General features: G+C 65.1%; 15 protein-coding genes. 1 reads left to right on the forward strand and 14 read right to left on the reverse strand.

Features of this window, described 5'->3' with window-relative positions; translation table 11 throughout:
- Position 1 precedes the first annotated feature (1 nt).
- The 9 genes from GGR00_RS14890 to GGR00_RS14930 all read right to left on the reverse strand — a co-directional run bounded on the left by GGR00_RS14890 (position 2) and on the right by GGR00_RS14930 (position 10371).
- On the reverse strand, positions 2–1117 hold the full coding sequence (locus tag GGR00_RS14890) for an ABC transporter ATP-binding protein (RefSeq protein WP_055979756.1): 1116 nt from the start codon (positions 1115–1117) through the stop codon (positions 2–4).
- Between the two features lie 4 nt (positions 1118–1121).
- Positions 1122–2003, reverse strand: coding sequence for a carbohydrate ABC transporter permease (locus tag GGR00_RS14895; RefSeq protein WP_184699840.1), 882 nt, complete (start codon positions 2001–2003; stop codon positions 1122–1124).
- The gene (locus GGR00_RS14900; protein WP_184699841.1) at positions 2000–2917 is read right to left on the reverse strand and encodes a carbohydrate ABC transporter permease; all 918 of its coding nucleotides are present in this window, start codon (positions 2915–2917) and stop codon (positions 2000–2002) included. The genes GGR00_RS14895 and GGR00_RS14900 overlap by 4 nt, the downstream gene beginning before the upstream one ends.
- Before the next feature lie 176 nt (positions 2918–3093).
- Positions 3094–4347, reverse strand: a complete 1254-nt coding sequence (locus tag GGR00_RS14905) for an ABC transporter substrate-binding protein (protein ID WP_055979766.1) — start codon at positions 4345–4347, stop codon at positions 3094–3096.
- 83 nt (positions 4348–4430) lie between these two features.
- Positions 4431–5951, reverse strand: a complete 1521-nt coding sequence (locus tag GGR00_RS14910; protein WP_184699842.1) for an aldehyde dehydrogenase family protein — start codon at positions 5949–5951, stop codon at positions 4431–4433.
- Positions 5951–6730 (reverse strand): enoyl-CoA hydratase/isomerase family protein, encoded by a 780-nt coding sequence (locus GGR00_RS14915; protein ID WP_184699843.1) that lies wholly within the window; start codon positions 6728–6730, stop codon positions 5951–5953. Before GGR00_RS14915 ends, GGR00_RS14910 begins: the two co-directional genes overlap by 1 nt.
- Positions 6723–8333, reverse strand: coding sequence for an acyl CoA:acetate/3-ketoacid CoA transferase (locus tag GGR00_RS14920; protein WP_184699844.1), 1611 nt, complete (start codon positions 8331–8333; stop codon positions 6723–6725). Before GGR00_RS14920 ends, GGR00_RS14915 begins: the two co-directional genes overlap by 8 nt.
- A gap of 2 nt (positions 8334–8335) precedes the next feature.
- Positions 8336–9337 (reverse strand): Gfo/Idh/MocA family protein, encoded by a 1002-nt coding sequence (locus tag GGR00_RS14925; protein ID WP_184699845.1) that lies wholly within the window; start codon positions 9335–9337, stop codon positions 8336–8338.
- Positions 9334–10371, reverse strand: coding sequence for a LacI family DNA-binding transcriptional regulator (locus tag GGR00_RS14930; RefSeq protein ID WP_184699846.1), 1038 nt, complete (start codon positions 10369–10371; stop codon positions 9334–9336). The genes GGR00_RS14925 and GGR00_RS14930 overlap by 4 nt, the downstream gene beginning before the upstream one ends.
- Positions 10372–10691: 320 nt before the next feature.
- Between GGR00_RS14930 and GGR00_RS14935 the strand changes: the two genes are divergently transcribed.
- On the forward strand, positions 10692–11858 hold the full coding sequence (locus GGR00_RS14935; RefSeq protein WP_184699847.1) for a dihydrodipicolinate synthase family protein: 1167 nt from the start codon (positions 10692–10694) through the stop codon (positions 11856–11858).
- Positions 11859–11862: 4 nt separating this feature from the next.
- On the opposite strand, the gene GGR00_RS14940 is transcribed toward GGR00_RS14935, so the two are convergent.
- The 5 genes from GGR00_RS14940 to GGR00_RS14960 form a co-directional block, all read right to left on the reverse strand.
- Positions 11863–12351 carry an ester cyclase gene (locus tag GGR00_RS14940; protein ID WP_184699848.1) on the reverse strand — a complete coding sequence of 163 codons (489 nt, stop codon included), beginning with the start codon at positions 12349–12351 and terminating at the stop codon, positions 11863–11865.
- Positions 12352–12563: 212 nt separating this feature from the next.
- Positions 12564–13991, reverse strand: coding sequence for a gamma-aminobutyraldehyde dehydrogenase (locus GGR00_RS14945; RefSeq protein ID WP_055979788.1), 1428 nt, complete (start codon positions 13989–13991; stop codon positions 12564–12566).
- Between the two features lie 111 nt (positions 13992–14102).
- Positions 14103–14918 (reverse strand): ABC transporter permease, encoded by an 816-nt coding sequence (locus GGR00_RS14950; protein WP_108607056.1) that lies wholly within the window; start codon positions 14916–14918, stop codon positions 14103–14105.
- Between the two features lie 197 nt (positions 14919–15115).
- Positions 15116–16084, reverse strand: a complete 969-nt coding sequence (locus GGR00_RS14955) for an ABC transporter permease (protein WP_184699849.1) — start codon at positions 16082–16084, stop codon at positions 15116–15118.
- Complete coding sequence (locus tag GGR00_RS14960) at positions 16081–17079, reverse strand: ABC transporter ATP-binding protein (protein WP_184699850.1); 999 nt, start codon at positions 17077–17079, stop codon at positions 16081–16083. The genes GGR00_RS14955 and GGR00_RS14960 overlap by 4 nt, the downstream gene beginning before the upstream one ends.
- Positions 17080–17230 lie beyond the last annotated feature (151 nt).

The raw sequence follows: 17230 nt of genomic DNA on the forward strand, positions 1-17230 counted from the left end.
GTCAGGCGATGCGCAACTGGCTCTTGGGGTCGAAGAACACCGCCTTGTCCAGGTTGAAGGCGAGCCTGGTCTTCTGGCCGGCATGAATCGCCGCATCGGCACGCAGCCGCGCCACCACTTCCTTGCCACCGAGCTTGGTGACGGCGAACGTGTCGGAACCGGCGGGCTCGACCACCTCGATCAGGCATTCGCCCTCGGCCAGCGACTTGGCGTTGCGGTCGGCACCGTCAGGGTCGGTCAGCGCTTCCGGGCGCACGCCGAAGATGATCTCCTTGCCCGAATAGGCGCCGAGCGCGCCATTGGCCATCTTGATCGGCAGTGCCAGCGGCTTGTCGCTCGGCCGGTCGAGCACGACGTTGAGCCCGCCCTCGCCGCCTTCGAGGCGCGCGCTCAGAAGGTTCATCGCCGGCGACCCCATGAAGTCGGCGACGAACATGTTGGCCGGGCTGTTGTAGATCTCGGCCGGCGTGCCGAACTGCTGCAGCAGGCCGTCCTTGAGCACGGCGATCTTGGTCGCCAGCGTCATAGCCTCGATCTGGTCGTGGGTGACGTAGACGATCGTCGTCTTCATGCGCTGGTGCAGGCGCTTGATCTCGGTGCGCATGTCGACGCGCAGCTTGGCATCGAGGTTGGACAGCGGCTCGTCGAACAGGAACACCTGCGGGTTGCGCACCAGCGCCCGGCCCATGGCGACGCGCTGGCGCTGGCCGCCGGAGAGCTGGCTCGGCTTGCGGTCGAGCAGGTGCCCGATCTGCAGGATGTCGGCCACCTGCTTGATCGCCTTCTCGCGCTCGTCCTTGGGCACGCCGCGGATTTCCATGCCGAACGCGATGTTCCCGGCCACCGTCATGTTCGGGTAGAGCGCATAGGACTGGAACACCATCGCGATGTCGCGCTTCGACGGATGCAGCCCGGCGACCGAATTGCCGTTGATGGCGATGTCGCCCGAGGTGATCGGCTCGAGCCCGGCGATGGTGTTGAGCAACGTCGACTTGCCGCAGCCCGACGGGCCGACGAGCACCAGGAAGCCGCCCTTGTCGATCTCGATGTTGATGTCCTTGAGAATCTCCACCTGGCCGTAGTTCTTGTAGAGATTGCTGATCTTGAGAAACGACATGGGCTTACCCCTTGACCGCGCCGGCCATCAGGCCGCGCACGAAGTAGCGTCCGGAGACGATGTAGACGATGAGGGTGGGCAGGGCGGCGAGGATCGCCCCGGCGAAGTGGACGTTGTATTCCTTCACGCCGGTCGACGAATTGACGAGGTTGTTCAGCGCCACCGTGAGCGGGATCGAGTTGAAGCCCGAGAATGACGACCCGAACAGGAAGTCGTTCCAGATGTTGGTGAACTGCCAGATGACGGTGACGACGATGATCGGGCCCGACGACGGCAGCAGGATGCGCCGGAAGATCTGGAAGAAGCTGGCACCGTCGATCTGCGCCGCCCGCACCAGTTCGGTCGGGAACGCCTCGTAGTAATTGCGGAAGAACAGCGTGGTGAAGCCGAGGCCGTAGATGGCGTGGATCAGCACCAGCCCCGTGATGGTGCCGGCAAGCCCGGTCATGCCGAGGATGCGCGCCGACGGGATCAGCACGATCTGGAACGGGATGAAGCAGGCAAGCAGCATCAACCCGAAGACGATGTTGTCGCCCTTGAAGCGCCATTTGGTCAGCACATAGCCGTTGAGCGCACCGAGAATCGTCGACAGCGCCACCGCCGGCACGACCATCATCACCGAGTTCAGGAAATACGGCTTCAGGCCCGTCGGCTGCACGCCGATCTGCGCAGTCGACCATGCCGACAGCCAGGGCGCGATGGTCCATTGCTGCGGCAGCGCCAGCATGTTGCCCTGGCGGATCTCGTCCAGCGGCTTCAGCGAGTTGACGACCATCACGTAGAGTGGCAGCAGGTAGTAGACCGCAAACAGGATGAGCACGGCATAGATCAGCGCGCGGGCGAAGATGCCGTTGCGGGTGGCGACGTCCTGGGAAGCGGCGCTCATTTCTTCTTCCCCCCGAGTTCGGAGTAGAGATAGGGCACGATGATGGCGAAGATCATCATCATCATGATGATCGCGGACGCGGCACCCATGCCCATTTCGTTGCGGCCGAAGGTGAATTTCTGCATGAACAGCGCCGGCGTCCACGTTGCGGTGCCGGGTCCGCCGTCGGTCATCGCCACCACCAGGTCGTAGGACTTGATGGCGAGATGGGCGAGCACCACGAAGGCCGACAGGAACACCGGCCGCATCAGCGGGATGATGATCCGGCGGTAGATGGTCAGCGTCGAGGCGCCGTCGATCTGGGCCGCCTTGATGATCTCGTTGTCGACGCCGCGCAGGCCGGCGAGGAACATCGCCATGACGAAGCCGGACGACTGCCAAACCGCCGCGATGACGATGGTGTAGATCGCCATCTGGCCCTCCTTGATCCAACGGAACGAGAAGCTCTCCCAGCCCCATGACTGCATCACGTGCTCGAGGCCGATGCCGGGGTCGAGGAACCATTTCCACGCCACGCCGGTGACGATGAAGGACAGTGCCATGGGGTAGAGATAGATCGGCCTGAGGAAACCCTCGCCGCGGATCTTCTGGTCGAGGAAGATCGCCAGCGCCAGTCCGATGAAGCTGCAGATGACGATGTACAGCACCGAGAAGATGGCAAGGTTCTTCAGCGCCGTGATCCAGTTGGGATGGTTGAACAGCCTGACATAGTTGTTCAGGCCGACCCAGGTCGAAAAGTCGGGCAACAGCTTCGAACCGGAAAACGACAGGAATGCCGTGAAGATGATGAAGCCGTAGACGAAGATGAGGATCAACGCGAAGCTCGGCGCCAGGACGATCTTCGGCAGCAGGTCCTGCAGCGTCGCGCGCGGGTTCGTTACCGCGCGGGGTGCGGTCGTGGTGAGTTCGGCCATGCGTCGATCTCCAATCATTCCCTGGTAGCGCCGCCCCTCATCCGCCCTGAGTTCATCGAAGGGCCGGACCTTCTCCCCGTGAAAGACGGGGAGAAGGAGTAGGCTCCGGCGTTGATGCCCCCTCTCCCCGTTGTTCACGGGGAGAGGGTAAGGGTGAGGGGCAGTTTGGCGACGTCTCAGCCCTTGGCAGCGGCAACCGCTTCGGCCAGCGCCGTGGCGGCAGCCTTGGAGTCGAGCTCGCCGTTGAAGTGGCGGGTGACGACGTCGTAGAGCGCGTTCTTCACCGCCGCCGGTGCGGCATAGCCATGGGCCATCGAGCCGAACAGCTTGCCGCCGGAGCTGGCCTCGGCCAGATCCTTGATGCCCTTCTTGCCGCAATCGTCGAAGGCGGTGTCCGGCACGTCGGTGCGCGCCGGCACCGAGCCCTTGACCACGTTGAACGACGACTGGAAGGCCGGGTCCTCGATGTCGGCAGCCATCTGCAGCTGCGCCTTCTTCTTGTCGTCGCCGACCTTGAACATCATGAACATGTCCGAGTTGAAGGTGACGGCGCCCTGCGTGCCGGGGAAGCGGATGCAGACGAAGTCGGTGCCCGGCTTCTGGCCGGCCTTCAGGAACTCGCCCTTGGCCCAGTCGCCCATCATCTGCATGCCGGCCTTGCCCTCGATGACCATCGCCGAGGCAAGGTTCCAGTCGCGGCCTGAGAAGTCCTTGTCGACATAGCTCTTGAGCTTGGTCATGCGGTCGAAGGCCTCGACCATCTTGTCGCCGCCCAGCGCCGCCGGGTCGAGGTCGATCATCGACGACTTGTAGAAGTCGGTGCCGAGCGACAGCACGACGGCGTCGAAGATGGTGGCATCCTGCCACGCCTGGCCGCCATGGCCGAGCGGCGTGATGCCGTTGGCCTGCATCTTGTCGAGCACGGCGACCAGTTCGTCCCAGGTCTCGGGCGCCTTGCCGCCGGCAGCATCGAGCGCTTTCTTGGAGATCCAGACCCAGTTGGTCGAGTGCACGTTGACCGGTGCTGCGATCCACTTGCCGTCATGCTTGGCGAAGTTCTGCAGCGCCGCCGGAACGACCTTGTCCCAGCCTTCCTTGTCGGCCACTTCGCCGAGATCGCCGACGACGCCCTGGTTGGCCCAGTCGGTGATGTCGAATCCAAGCGCCTGCACGGCGGTGGGCGGATCGCCTGCGGTGACGCGGGCGCGCAGCGCGGTCATCGCCGCTTCACCGCCGCCGCCGGCCACCGGCATGTCCTTCCAGGTCACGCCCTGGCTTTCGAGGTTCTTCTTGAGAACGTCGAGGGCGGCAGCCTCACCACCCGACGTCCACCAGTGCAGCACTTCGACGCTTTCCTCGGCATGCGCCATCGGCATCGGCGCGGCAAACAGTGCCGCAACAGCTGCCGTACTCATCAAAAACTTACGCATTCCAGTTCCTCCCGGGTTGCAAGTTCCTCACGCATCATTGCGTGACATAAGTTCCCCTTGGCCCCGCCTCGGGGAATTCCTCCTCAGGTCCGCGCCTCCTTCGGCATCCAGTGGCCGGTGCGCGGTCCGATATGCATGTTTAGCGTCTTGGTCTCGGTGTAGTCCTCGACCGCGTGGCGGCCGAGTTCGCGGCCGATGCCCGACTGGCGGTAGCCGCCGAAGGGCAGCTCCGAGGCGCCGTCCATGAAGGTGTTCATCCAGACGGTGCCCGCGCGGACTTTCCGCCCGACCGTCAGGCAGGTGTCGAAGTCGCGGCTCCACACGCCCGCCGACAGGCCATAGTCGATCGAATTGGCGATGCGGATCGCCTCGTCCGTGGTCTCGAAGGCAAGCACCGAAAGCACCGGTCCGAACACCTCCTCTTTCGCCACCGCCATGTCGGGGGCGACCGACGACAGGATCGTCGGCTCCATGAACTGGCCGAGGCCGAGATCGGCGGCAGACCCGCCGATGGCGACATTCGCGCCGTTCGCGCTCGCACCTTTCACGTAAGTGACGATCTTCGCAAGATGCTGCGGCGTGATGATAGCACCAACCTGCGTCGCCGGGTCGAGCGGATCGCCGACCTTGACCTTGGCCGACAGGGCCGCGACGCGGCCCGTCACCTCGTCGGCGAAGTCGCGATGCACGATCAGGCGCGAGCCGGCATTGCAGCATTCGCCGGCGTTGAAGTAGGCGCCGAACACCGCCGCATCGACGAAGTCGTCGAGATTGGCGTCGGGAAACACGATCTGCGGGTTCTTGCCGCCGAGTTCCAGCGATACCTTCTTCAGCGTCTGCGCTGCGTTGGCCATGGTCAGTTTGCCGATGCCGGTCGAGCCGGTGAACGACACCATGTCGATGTCGGGGTGGCTGGTCAGCGGTGCGCCCGCTTCCGGGCCGGTGCCGACGATGATGTTGACGACGCCTGCCGGCACGCCGGCGGTCTCCAGGATTTCGCCCAGCACCAGCGTCGAACCCGACGTCAGCTCCGACGGCTTGACCACCGCAGTGCAGCCTGCGGCGAGCGCAAATGGCAGTTTCTGGCTGACGATCAGGAACGGGAAATTCCACGGCGTGATGATCGACACCACGCCGACCGCTTCGCGCAGCACCACGCCCAGCGTGCCGTCGCCCAGGGTGTTGTAGCTTTCGCCATGCAAGTCGCGGGCGAGCGCCGCGGCATAGCGCCAGATGTCGGAAGCGCCGCCGAGTTCGCCCTTGGCCTGCGAGATCGGCTTGCCGGATTCGATGCAGTCGAGGAAGGCGAGTTCGTCGGCACGTTCGTCGATGATGTCGGCGGCGCGCAGCAGGATGCGCGAGCGCTCGGCGCCGGTCATGCGCGACCAGTGGCCGTCGTCGAAGGCCTTGCGCGCCGACGCGATGGCGCGGTTCGCGTCCACGGCGGTCGCGGCCTGATAGCGGCTGACCACAGCGCCATGGCCGGGGCTGGCGCGCTCGATGGTCCTGCCTTCGGCACCTGCGGTCCATTTGCCGTCGATCAGCATCTGGAACTCGCGGACCTTGAAGCCGTCGAGCGGCTTGGGGCGCATCAGGACCGTCATCACCATTCTCCTGCAAATTTGGCGGCACGCTTCTCGCTGAAAGCCGCAAGCCCTTCCTTGAGGTCGCCGGTCTTGGCCACGAGGATCGAGCCGAGCGCCTCGACGGCGGTGCCATTGTCTTCGCCGCTGGCGGTCGCGATCATCAGTTTTGCGACCTCGACTGCCGCTGGACCGCGGACCGCGATCCGCGCCGCATAGTCGCGCGCAGCAGCCACTGCCCCGCCGGTCTCGACCACATGGTCGACCAGCCCGAGCGCCGCCGCCTCGTCGGCGGAAAACACCTCGCCGCCCAGCGCCATGCGCCGCACCACTTGCGCACTGGTTCGGCGCACCAGCCGCTGCGTGCCCGACCAGCCCGGCACCATGCCGAGCCCGGTCTCCGGCAGGCCGAGCTTCACTTGGCGCTCGGCGATGCGGATGTCGGCGGCGATCGCCAGCTCCAGCCCGCCGCCCAGCGCATGGCCGTTGATCGCGGCGATCAGCGGCACGCGCAAAGTCGCCAGGCGCTCGAACACACGATGGCCGAAGCGCACCCAGGCATGGCCGAACTCGTTTGCCGTCATGCCGCCCCAGGCCTTGATGTCGCCTCCGGCCGAGAATGCCTTGCCCTCGCCGGTGAGGATGGCGACGCGGATCTCCGCATTGGCCTCGACCTCGTCGCAGGCTGCCGACAGCGCCTTCAGCATGTCGATGTCGAAGGCGTTGAGCTTGTCCGGCCGGGCCGCCGTGATGACCGCAATCTGCCCGTCGAATTCGACCTTGATGCGCTGGTCAGCCATGGACGACCTCCAGCTTGCGCACCGGCTTGCGCGGCAGCTTGAGGCCGATCGGTGCCTCGGCGAACAACGCAGCATCCATCTGCTTGAGCTTGTCGGAAACGATCAGCGGAAACTCGGATTGATCAAGAATATGCGCCTGCAGCTCGACCCCGGGCGCGATCTCGGTCAGCACGATTCCCTCGGGCACCAGCTTCATGACGCAGCGCTCGGTGACATAGGTGATGTCCTGGCCCTGCTCGACGCCGCGGCGGCCCGAGAAGGTGACGTGCTCGACCTCGTTGACCAGCTTCTTGAGCTTGCCTTCCTTCTCGACCACCAGCTTGCCGGCCTCGATGCCGAGCCTGGCGCCGGCATTGAACATGCCGGAAAACACGATCTTCTTCGCCCGCGCCGTGATGTCGACGAAGCCGCCCGCCCCCGCCGTCACATGCGGCCGGAAGCTAAGCTTGGAGACGTTGACCGAGCCGCTGCGGTCGATCTCAAGGAACGACAGCAGCGAGGCATCGAAGCCCGCGCCCTGGAAATAGGTGAACTGGTAGGGCGACGGCATGAAGGCGTCGGCATTCGACGCGCAGCCGAAGGCGAAGTCGAGCAGCGGCACGCCGCCGACCGCACCTTGCTCGATCACCCAGGTGACGTCGCCATGCAGTCCCTCTTCGAGCAGGATGCGCGGCACGTTGGCCGAGATGCCGAAGCCGAGATTAACCGCACTGCCCGCCTCAAGCTCCTGCGCCACGCGGCGCGCGATGACCTTCTGGATATTGAATTCGGGCACGCGAAAACTGTCGAGCGGCCGCATGATCTCACCCGAGATCGCCGGGTCGTAGGCCGTCTGCGTCGTCTGCTTCTGCTCGGGGTCGACGACGATGTAGTCGACCAGCATGCCGGGCACCCGCACGTCATGGGGACGAAGCGAGCCGTCCTTGGTGATGCGCTTGACCTGGGCGATGACGATGCCGCCATTGTTGCGGGCAGCCAAGGCCTGGTCGAGCCCGCCGAGATAGGCGCCCTCATGCTCGTAGGTCAGGTTGCCGCGCTCGTCCGCCGTCGTCGCCCGGATGATCGCCACCTGCGGCTTGATCGAGGGGAAGAACAGCCAGTCCTCGCCCTCGAAACTGACCTTTCTGACCAGCGGTTCTGCCGCGGCGCGCGCATTCATCGCACAGCCCTGCCGCTCCGGATCGACGAACGTGTCGAGCCCGACCTTGGTCATCACGCCCGGCCGCTTGGCCGCTGCCTCGCGGTGCATGTCGAACATGATCCCCGAGGGAACGTTGTAGGCCGCGACCTCCTCGTTGCCGATCATCTGCCAGATCAGCGGCGGCTCGGCACTCGACGGACCCGAGGGATAGGAGCCGCCGATGATCTTCTTCAGCAGGCCCTTTTTGGCGATGTGGTCGACGCCCCTGATGCCGCTCATGTCGCCGGCGGCAATGGGGTGCAGCGTGGTCAGCTCGCGCGGATGGCCGGTCGCCTCGAAGCGCTCGCCGATCGCCTTCAGCATCAAATCGGGGCAGCCGAGCCCGCTCGACGACGACACCGAGACGATTGCACCGTCCGGGATCAGGCTTGCCGCTTGGGCAGGCGTGATGTGCTTGCCCATGGTCAGAGCCCCGCCTCGATGGCGACGGCCTTGCCGGTCGAGGCAGACTTGACCACGGCAAGCCCCGTCGCCAGCGACCACACGCCGTCCTCGCCCGTCGCAGAAGGCTTGCCCTTGCCGGCCACAGCATCATGGAACGACTGCAAGCCGGCCTGGTAGAGATTGCGCTGGTCGAGCTCGAGCGCGTGTTCGCCCTCGGCATTGCGCAGCACCACCGATCCGACCGGTTTCTGCGTCATAACGTTCTTCGCAATCAGCGAGCCCTCGGTGCCGTGCACCTCGAAACCCGTCTCGGCGAACTTGGTCGTGAAGCCGTCGTGGAACTGGGCGATGACGCCCGACTTGAAGCGCAGCACGCCCATCACGGCGTCTTCCAGCCCCGCCTGCCCCATGCCGCCGCTCTGGCTAAAGGCGATTGCCTCGACCGGATCGTCATTGAGCACAAAGCGCAGCGTGTCGGCGTCATGCACCGTGATGTCGAGGATGACGCCGCCGCCGGCCTGGGGCTTGTCGAGGCGCCAGCCCTGCAGGTGCGGCGGCAGATAGACGGCATGAAACACGCGCGCCGCCAGCGGCTTGCCGATGCGGCCGGCCGCGATCGCATCGCGCATCGCCCTGTGGCTCGCCGCATTGCGCAGGTGATGGTTGGTGCCCATCACCACGCCGGCGTCGCGCGCTGCCTTCACCATCGCCAACGCATCGTCGAGGGTCAGCGCCAGCGGCTTCTCGCACAGCACGTGCTTGCCGGCCTTCGCCGCCGCAATCGCCTGCTCGCGATGCAACTCGTTGGTGGTGGAGATGTAGACGGCGTCGATGCCGGCATCGCCGACGATCTCTTCGAGCGACGTCACCGACCTGGCGATGCCGTTCGCTTCGGCATAGGCGCGTCCGCGCTCGGCATTGGCGCTCATCACCGACACCACCTCGCCGCCGGTCGCGCGGATGGCGCCGATGACCCACTCCTTGGCGATGGTGCTCGCCCCGACCAGACCCCAGCGTGTCATGCCATCAACTCCTTGACCCGTTGCGGCGCACCGCAGCTCTCGCGCACCACCAGCCTCGCCGAGGCGACCAGCGCCTCAGGCTCGAAATGTCCTGCATTGATCTGCTTGAGCAAAAGCTGAGCCGCGCGCCGGCCCATGCCCTGCGGATCGACGGAAACCGTGGTCAGCGCCGGCACCGCCGTCTTTGCCTCGATCACGTCGTCGAAGCCGATGACGCCGAAGTCGACACCCGGCTCGATGCGGGCGCTGCGCAACCCGTCGCAAGCGCCGAAGGCCACGGCATCGTTGAAGCAAAGCGCAGCCGTCGGCCGGTCGGCCATCGACAGCAGCCGCTCGACCGCCGCCACGCCGCCGGCGCGAGACGGCGCCGAACTGATGACCAGATCATCCGAGGCACCGAGGCCGGCTTCCAGCAGAGCATCGCGGCAACCGCGCATGCGCTCGTCGAACACGGCCGTGTCGTTGAAACCGCCGAGGAAAGCGATGCGACGATGCCCGAGGTCGATGAGATGGCGCACGGCGGCCATGGCGCCGGCATGCCCGTCGGAAACGACCGACGAAACCTTGAGCCCCGGCACGTTGCGCGCCACCAGCACGACGGGGATACCGCTGTCGACCAGCGGCCGCAGGTCGGCGGCGCTCGTGCCGCGCGCCGGCGACAGGATCAGGCCGGCCATGCCGTGCTCGCGCATCGAGGCGATCACCTCGGCCTGGCGATCGGCATTCTCGGCCGAATTGGCCATGAACTGGATGTAGCCGGCCGACTGCATGACCATGTCCATGCCGACGGCCAGCTCGGCAAAGAAGCTGTTGGTCAAATCGTTGACGACGATGCCGACGATCTTCGACTTGGACTGGCGCAGATTGGCGGCACTGCGGTTGTAGACATAACCGAGTTCGCGAATGACGGCGCCCACCTTGGCGCGGGTCGCCTCGTTGACCAGCGAACTGCCCTGCAGCACCAGCGACACGGTCGACTTCGACACGCCGGCGGCGTGCGCAACATCGACGACTGTCACCTTCGGCTGCTTCAAGACGATCCTCCCGAGGGAGCGTCTTTCTGGCTCCCGTTTCCGAGTCCAATAATTGGAACGTTCCAAACTGTCAAGCGCGGAAGAACCCAATCGCTGGCTATCCCTCGCCGGGCAGGACCTGCAATTCACAGCACCTGGAATGACGCAACTGTACACATCTCGGCACTTCAAACGATTTATCCCGCCAGATGCACCAGAAAACCCTTCGATTCATTGCCTCGTCCCCATATTGCTGGCACCTGCGCGCAGTCGGGCGAGTTTCCGACTTGAAATTTGGAACGATCTAAATTACGAGATGCAGCCGATCAGGGGAGGAACCCATGGCAAGGTCAGTGAAACTTCCGCGAGCGGACCGCACGGTCGAAACCTACACGCTTGTCGGCACGCCCACCGAACGGCCGGCAAACGCCCCCATCTTCAACCGCATCGCCTACGCGGCTGCCCATGTGGTGTCCGACCCGTGGGCGGATTCGATGCCATGGAACAAGCCGGCCATCGACTGGGACGCGACCATGGCCTTCCGCCATCATCTCTGGTCGCTCGGCTTCAGGATCGCCGAGGCGATGGACACCTCGCAGCGCGGCATGGGGCTCGACTGGGCCGGCGCGCAGGAGCTGATCCGGCGCTCGCTGGCCGAGGCGCGGACGGTTCCGGGCGCCGACCTCGCCTGCGGCGCTGGCACCGACCAACTGTCCAAGCGGGATGCCAGGTCGCTCGACGACGTGATCGCGGCCTATGAAGAACAGTTCGGCTTCATCGAGAAGCACGGCGGCCGCACCATCATGATGGCCAGCCGCGCACTCGCCCATGTGGCGAAATCCCCTGACGACTATCGCAAGGTCTATGGCCGCCTGCTCGGCCAGGCCAGGGACAAGGTCGTCCTGCACTGGCTGGGCGACATGTTCGACGCCGAGCTCAGGGGTTATTGGGGCGGCGACAGCTTCGAGAAGACGCTGGAAACGGTGCTGTCCATCATCGCCGAGCACAAGGACAAGGTCGAAGGCATCAAGATTTCGCTGCTCGACCAGGCCTGCGAAATCGAGCTTCGCCGCCGCCTGCCGGAGGGCGTGATCTGCTTCACCGGCGACGACTTCAACTATGCCGCCCTGATCGAGGGCGACGGCACAAGGCACAGCCACGCCCTGCTCGGCATCTTCGATGCAGTGGCACCGCAGGCGTCAAAGGCGCTGGCTGCCTTGGCCAAAGGCGATCTCGCCGCCTTCCGCGACACCATCGAACCGACGGTGCCGTTGTCGAGGAAAATCTTCGAGGCGCCTACGCAGTATTACAAGGCCGGCGTCGTCTTCCTCGCCTGGCTCAACGGCCACCAGAGCCATTTCACCATGCCCGCCGGCATGCAGTCGGCGCGTGGTGCCTTGCACTACGCCGACATCTTCCGCCTCGCCGACCAAGCCAATGTGCTCGACGAGCCCGACCTCGCGGCCCAGCGCATGACGGCGCTGATGACGCAGTACGGCTTCGCCTGAGCGGCTAAATCAGTCCAAGTTGCTTGTAGAAGCCGAGCGCATCGTAATAGTCGCTCTGGCTGGCGATCTTGCCGTCCTTGACCGAGAACATCGAGGCCCCGGTGAACGAGAATTTCTTGCCGGTCGCCTTGGTGCCATCGGCCCAGTCGCCGCTGTTGGTGCCGGAGAATTCCCATTCGAACGACACGCGGTCGTCCTGCACCACGGGCGCACCCTTCATCGTCCAGACGGCATCGGGCACGGCCTTGAGGAAATTGTCGATGACGCCGGTCTTGGCAGCGTCCTTGCCTTCGACCGGCTTGCCGACCGACGCGTCGTAATAGGTGACATTGTCGGCAAAATGCTCGGCCGCCTTGGCTGAATCATGCGCGTTCCAGGCGGCGAGATAGGCCTCGACCACGACCTGTGGCGTGTCCTGCGCCAGCGCAACGGATGGGACCGCTGCGAGAAATGCTGCAACGGCTGCAGATGCGAGAAACTGACGGCGATGCATGTCTTTTCCTCCCGAGTTGAACGACCTTCCCTTCTCCCCTTGTGGGAGAAGGTGGCCGAGCGAAGTGAGGTCGGATGAGGGGTGTTGGCAGGAGTGCGACATCCGAGGACGTCTTGTCGCTCCCCATTGAGCCTCTTCATTCCTTCCAACACCCCTCATCCGCCCCTTCGGGGCACCTTCTCCCACAAGGGGGGAAGGCAAGGGCGTCGGGCTCATCCATGCGCGATCATCACGTGGCGCACGGCGGTGTAATCCTCCAGCGCATAGACCGACATGTCCTTGCCGTAGCCTGATTGCTTGAGGCCGCCATGCGGCATCTCGTTGGTCAGCATGAAGTGCGTGTTGATCCAGGTACAGCCATATTGCAGCCGCGCCGCCGTCGACATGCCGCGCGAGATGTCCTTGGTCCACACCGACGATGCCAGGCCGTAGTCGCTGTCGTTGGCCCAGTTCACCGCCTCGTCGACGTCGGAGAAGCGCGTCACCGACACGACAGGCCCAAACACCTCGCGACGCACGATCTCGTCTTCCTGGAGTGCGCCGGCAACGACAGTCGGCTGGTAGTAGAAACCGCCGCCCTCGCCCGGCTTGCCGCCGGTGGTGATCTCGATGTGCTTGAGCTCCGAGGCGCGCTCGACGAAGGAGGCGACGCGGTCGCGCTGGCGCCTTGAGATCAACGGCCCGATCTCGTTTTCGGTGTCGTCTGCCTGGCCGAAGCGAATTGTCGACACCGCCGACGACAGATCAGCGACGAGCTTGTCGTAGACGCGTCTGCCGGCATAGATGCGGCAGGCTGCGGTGCAATCCTGCCCGGCATTGTAGTAGCCGAAGGCGCGCAGGCCGGAGACCACCGCATCGATGTCGGCGTCGTCGAAGACGATGACCGGCGCCTTGCCGCCGAGTTCGAGATGGGTGCGCTTGACCGACTTGGCCGCCGCCTGCAGCACCTTCTTGCCGGTGGCAACGTCGCCGGTGATCGAGATCATGCTGACCGCAGCATGATTGATCAGCGTATTGCCGACGCTCTCGCCGCGGCCGAGCACGACATTGACCACGCCTTCGGGCAGCACGTCGGCAAGGATCTTCGCCAGCTTCAGCGCCGTCAGCGGCGTCTGCTCGGAAGGCTTGAAGACGACCGTATTGCCGCCCGCGATCGCCGGTGCCAGCTTCCACGCCATCATCATCAGCGGATAGTTCCACGGCGCGATGGAGGCGACGATGCCGACCGGGTCGCGCCTGATCATCGAGGTATGGCCGGGCAGGTATTCGCCCGCCACCAGACCGGGCATCGAGCGCACCGCACCGGCGAAGAAGCGGTAGCAGTCGACAATGGCCGGGATCTCGTCATTGAGCACGGCGTTGATCGGCTTGCCGCAATTGAGCGCCTCGAGCCTGGCGAAACCTTCCGCCTCCGCCTCAATGCGGTCGGCGATCTTGAGCAGGTAGCCCGAGCGCTGCGCCGGCGTGGTCTTCGACCAGGTCACGAACGCCGCCTGTGCCGCCGCAACCGCTGCCTCGATCTGCGCCGGCGAGGCCTCCGGCAGGCTCAGGATCGTCTCGCCGGTGCGCGGGTTGAGGATCGCTTCTTCCGTCTCGGTTCCGCGCTCGAACTTCGAGCCGATCAGCATTTGGGTGTCCATGTAAGCTCTCCCTGTGTGTCTCAAGAGAGCGAATAGGGAGTAGCGAATAGCGAATAGAGGTTGTTTTCCGTTGAGCCCTGTTCGCTATTCGCTACTCCCTATTCGCTGTTTTCATTTCCCCGCCCCGGCGATCTGGTCGCCTTCGCGGGTCAGGTAGTAGGCGGCGAGGATGGGCAGCAGGGTCGCGAGAACCACGACCATGGCGACCACGTTTGTGACCGGGCGCTGGCGCGGCCGCACCAGTTCCTCCAGCATCCAGATCGGCAGCGTCTGCTGCTGCCCGGCGGTGAAGGTGGTGACGATGACCTCGTCGAACGACAGCGCAAAGGCGAGCATGCCACCGGCCAGAAGTGCCGTGCCGATATTGGGCAGGATCACGTGCCTGAAGGTCTGGAAGCCGTCGGCGCCGAGGTCCATCGACGCCTCGATCAGCGAGCCCGACGTTCGGCGGAACCGCGCCACCGCATTGTTGTAGACGACGACAACGCAGAAGGTCGCGTGTCCCAGCACGATCGTCCAGAACGAGAACGGGATTTCCGCCAGGCTGAAGGCCGAGCGCAAGGCGATGCCGGTGATGATGCCGGGCAGCGCGATGGGCAGGATGACCAGCAGCGAGATCGCCTCGCGGCCGAAAAAGCGCGTCTGGCTGACGGCGGCGGCGCACAGCGTGCCGAGCACGAGCGCGATCGCCGTCGAGATCGCCGCCACCTGCACCGAAAGCCCAAGCGCCTGCCAGACATCGGGTCGCGCCCAGGTGGCCGCGAACCATTGCGTCGTCAGCCCGGGCGGCGGCCACTGGTAGCTCTTTTCCTCGGTGGTGAAGGCGTAGACGAAGATGAGCAGGATCGGCAGGTGCAGGAAGGCAAGGCCGGCAGCGGCTGCGATCTTCAGCCCGCGCGGGGCCGATTGCGAACGGTCAGAGCGCATTGTGCCGGATCCCTCTCCGCGCTGGATTACCCCCTCCCCACAAGGGGGAGGGGGATTCCGGCGCAAATATCGCAATCCGATACCCACTTCGCGAGGCTCCACCAGAACCACGACAACGCTGACGAGATCCCCCTCCCCCTTGTGGGGAGGGGTTAGGGGTGGGGGGCGCTTGGTCGCGGCAGCGCCGACCTACTACATCACAGCGCATCGAAGGCCCCCATGCGTTTGGCGCCCCAGAGATAAAAGCCCATGATGACGATGGGCACCACGGTGAAGGCGGCGGCGAGCGGGATGTTGCCGGCGGTGCCCTGCTGGGCATAGACGGCCTGGCCGATGAACAGCCGCGACGTGCCGATGATCTGCGGGATGATGTAGTCGCCGAGCGTCAGCGAGAAGGTGAAGATCGAGCCGGCGACGATTCCGGGCAGCGCCAGCGGGAACAGCACGTTGCGGAACGTCTGTCCCGGCGACGCGCCAAGGTCGGACGACGCCTCGACCAGATTGCCGGGCACGCGTTCGAGCGCGGCCTGGATCGGCAGGATCATGAACGGCAACCAGACGTAGACGAAGACGATGAAAGTGCCGGTGAATGAAACCGACAGCGAGTTGCCGCCGACGACGGGCAGCGACAGCCAGCTGTCGAGCAGCCACGACAGATGCAGCTTGGCGAACAGCCAGGTCAGGATGCCTTCCTTGGCGAGGATCAGCTTCCAGGCATAAACCTTGACCAGGTAGCTCGACCACAAGGGCAGCATGACACCGAGATAGAACAGCGCCTTCCATTTGCCGCGGGCATAGCGCGCCGCATAGTAGGCGATGGGAAACGCGACGACCGCCGAGGCCAGCGTAACCATCGCCGCCATCGTCACCGTGCGGATGATGATGTCGAGATTGGCCGGCTGGAACAGGTCGCCATAGGTCTTGAGCGTCAGCTCGCGGCTGATCAGCCCGGAGAATTCGTCGATCGAAAAGAAGCTCTGTGCCAAAAGCGCGATCAGCGAGCCGATATAGACGACGCCGAGCCAGAGCAGCGGCGGCGCTAGCATGACGAACAGCAGCAGGCCCGGCCGGCGCCACAACAGGTCCGACAGCGAGCCGGCGAAACCGCCGCGCCTCGGCAGGATAGCAGTCACGTCGGACGTCCCGGTGACGGCCTGGACGCTCATGCCTGCTCCTCCATCAGGTGGAGCTGGTCGCGGTTGAAACTGAGCACGACGTGCTCGCCATCCTCGGGCACCGCCGTGCCCGAGGGCACCGTGGCGTGCAGCCTCAATCCCTCGACATCGAGCGCCAGCTTGGTGGCGGCGCCGAGATAATGGCGGGACAGCACGCGAGCGGCGACGCCGTCGCCGCTCTTGTCTCGGCCGACCCGGATCTGCTCCGGCCTGAGGCTGCCCCAGCGACGCTGGCCGGCATGGCGCTGGACGAAATCGGGCGGCAGCACGTTGGACGAGCCGACGAAATCGGCGACGAAGCGCGACGCTGGCCGCTGGTAGATCTCCTCCGGCGCACCGACCTGCATGATGCGGCCGTCGTTGAAGACGGCGACACGGTCGGCCATCGACAGCGCCTCGCCCTGGTCGTGGGTGACGAAGACGAAGGTGATTCCGAGCGCCTTCTGCAATTGCTTGAGCTCTTCCTGCATGCTCTCGCGCAGCTTGAGGTCGAGCGCGCCGAGCGGCTCGTCGAGCAGCAGCACCTTGGGCTTGTTGACCAGCGCACGGGCCAGCGCCACGCGCTGCCGCTGACCGCCCGACAGTTGGCCCGGCTTGCGCCCGCCATAACCCGGCAGTTGCACCAGCCTGAGCGCATCCTCGGCGGCGCGGTGGCGCTCGTCCTTGCCGACGCCCTTGACCATCAGGCCGTAGGCGACATTGTCGAGCACGTTGAGATGCGGAAACAGCGCGTAGTCCTGGAACACCGTGTTGACGTTGCGCCGGTAGGGCGGCACGCCTTCGGCACGTTCGCCGAAGATCGAGATGCTGCCCGAGGTCGGCTGTTCGAAGCCGGCGATCAGCCTGAGGCATGTGGTCTTGCCCGAACCCGACGGCCCCAGCATGGCGAAGAACTCGCCGGGCTTGATCTCGAGGTCGACGGCATCGACCGCGCGCACCGCGCCGAAGTGGCGGGAGGTCTTCTGAAAGGCGACTGCTGGGGTCATTGTGCTTTCGACCTTAGAAAATCGAGTAACTTGCCTGCAATTCAGGCAGGCTGGCACGGCCGCGGTCGCGGCCCACCTCCCCCTTGTGGGGAGGTCGCGCCGAAGGCGCGGGTGGGGTTGGTGGACGCGCGTCAGCAGCCCCACCCCGACG

Origin of the sequence: Aminobacter aganoensis (genome assembly GCF_014206975.1) — a bacterium.
In the GTDB taxonomy this organism is placed as follows: domain Bacteria; phylum Pseudomonadota; class Alphaproteobacteria; order Rhizobiales; family Rhizobiaceae; genus Aminobacter; species Aminobacter aganoensis.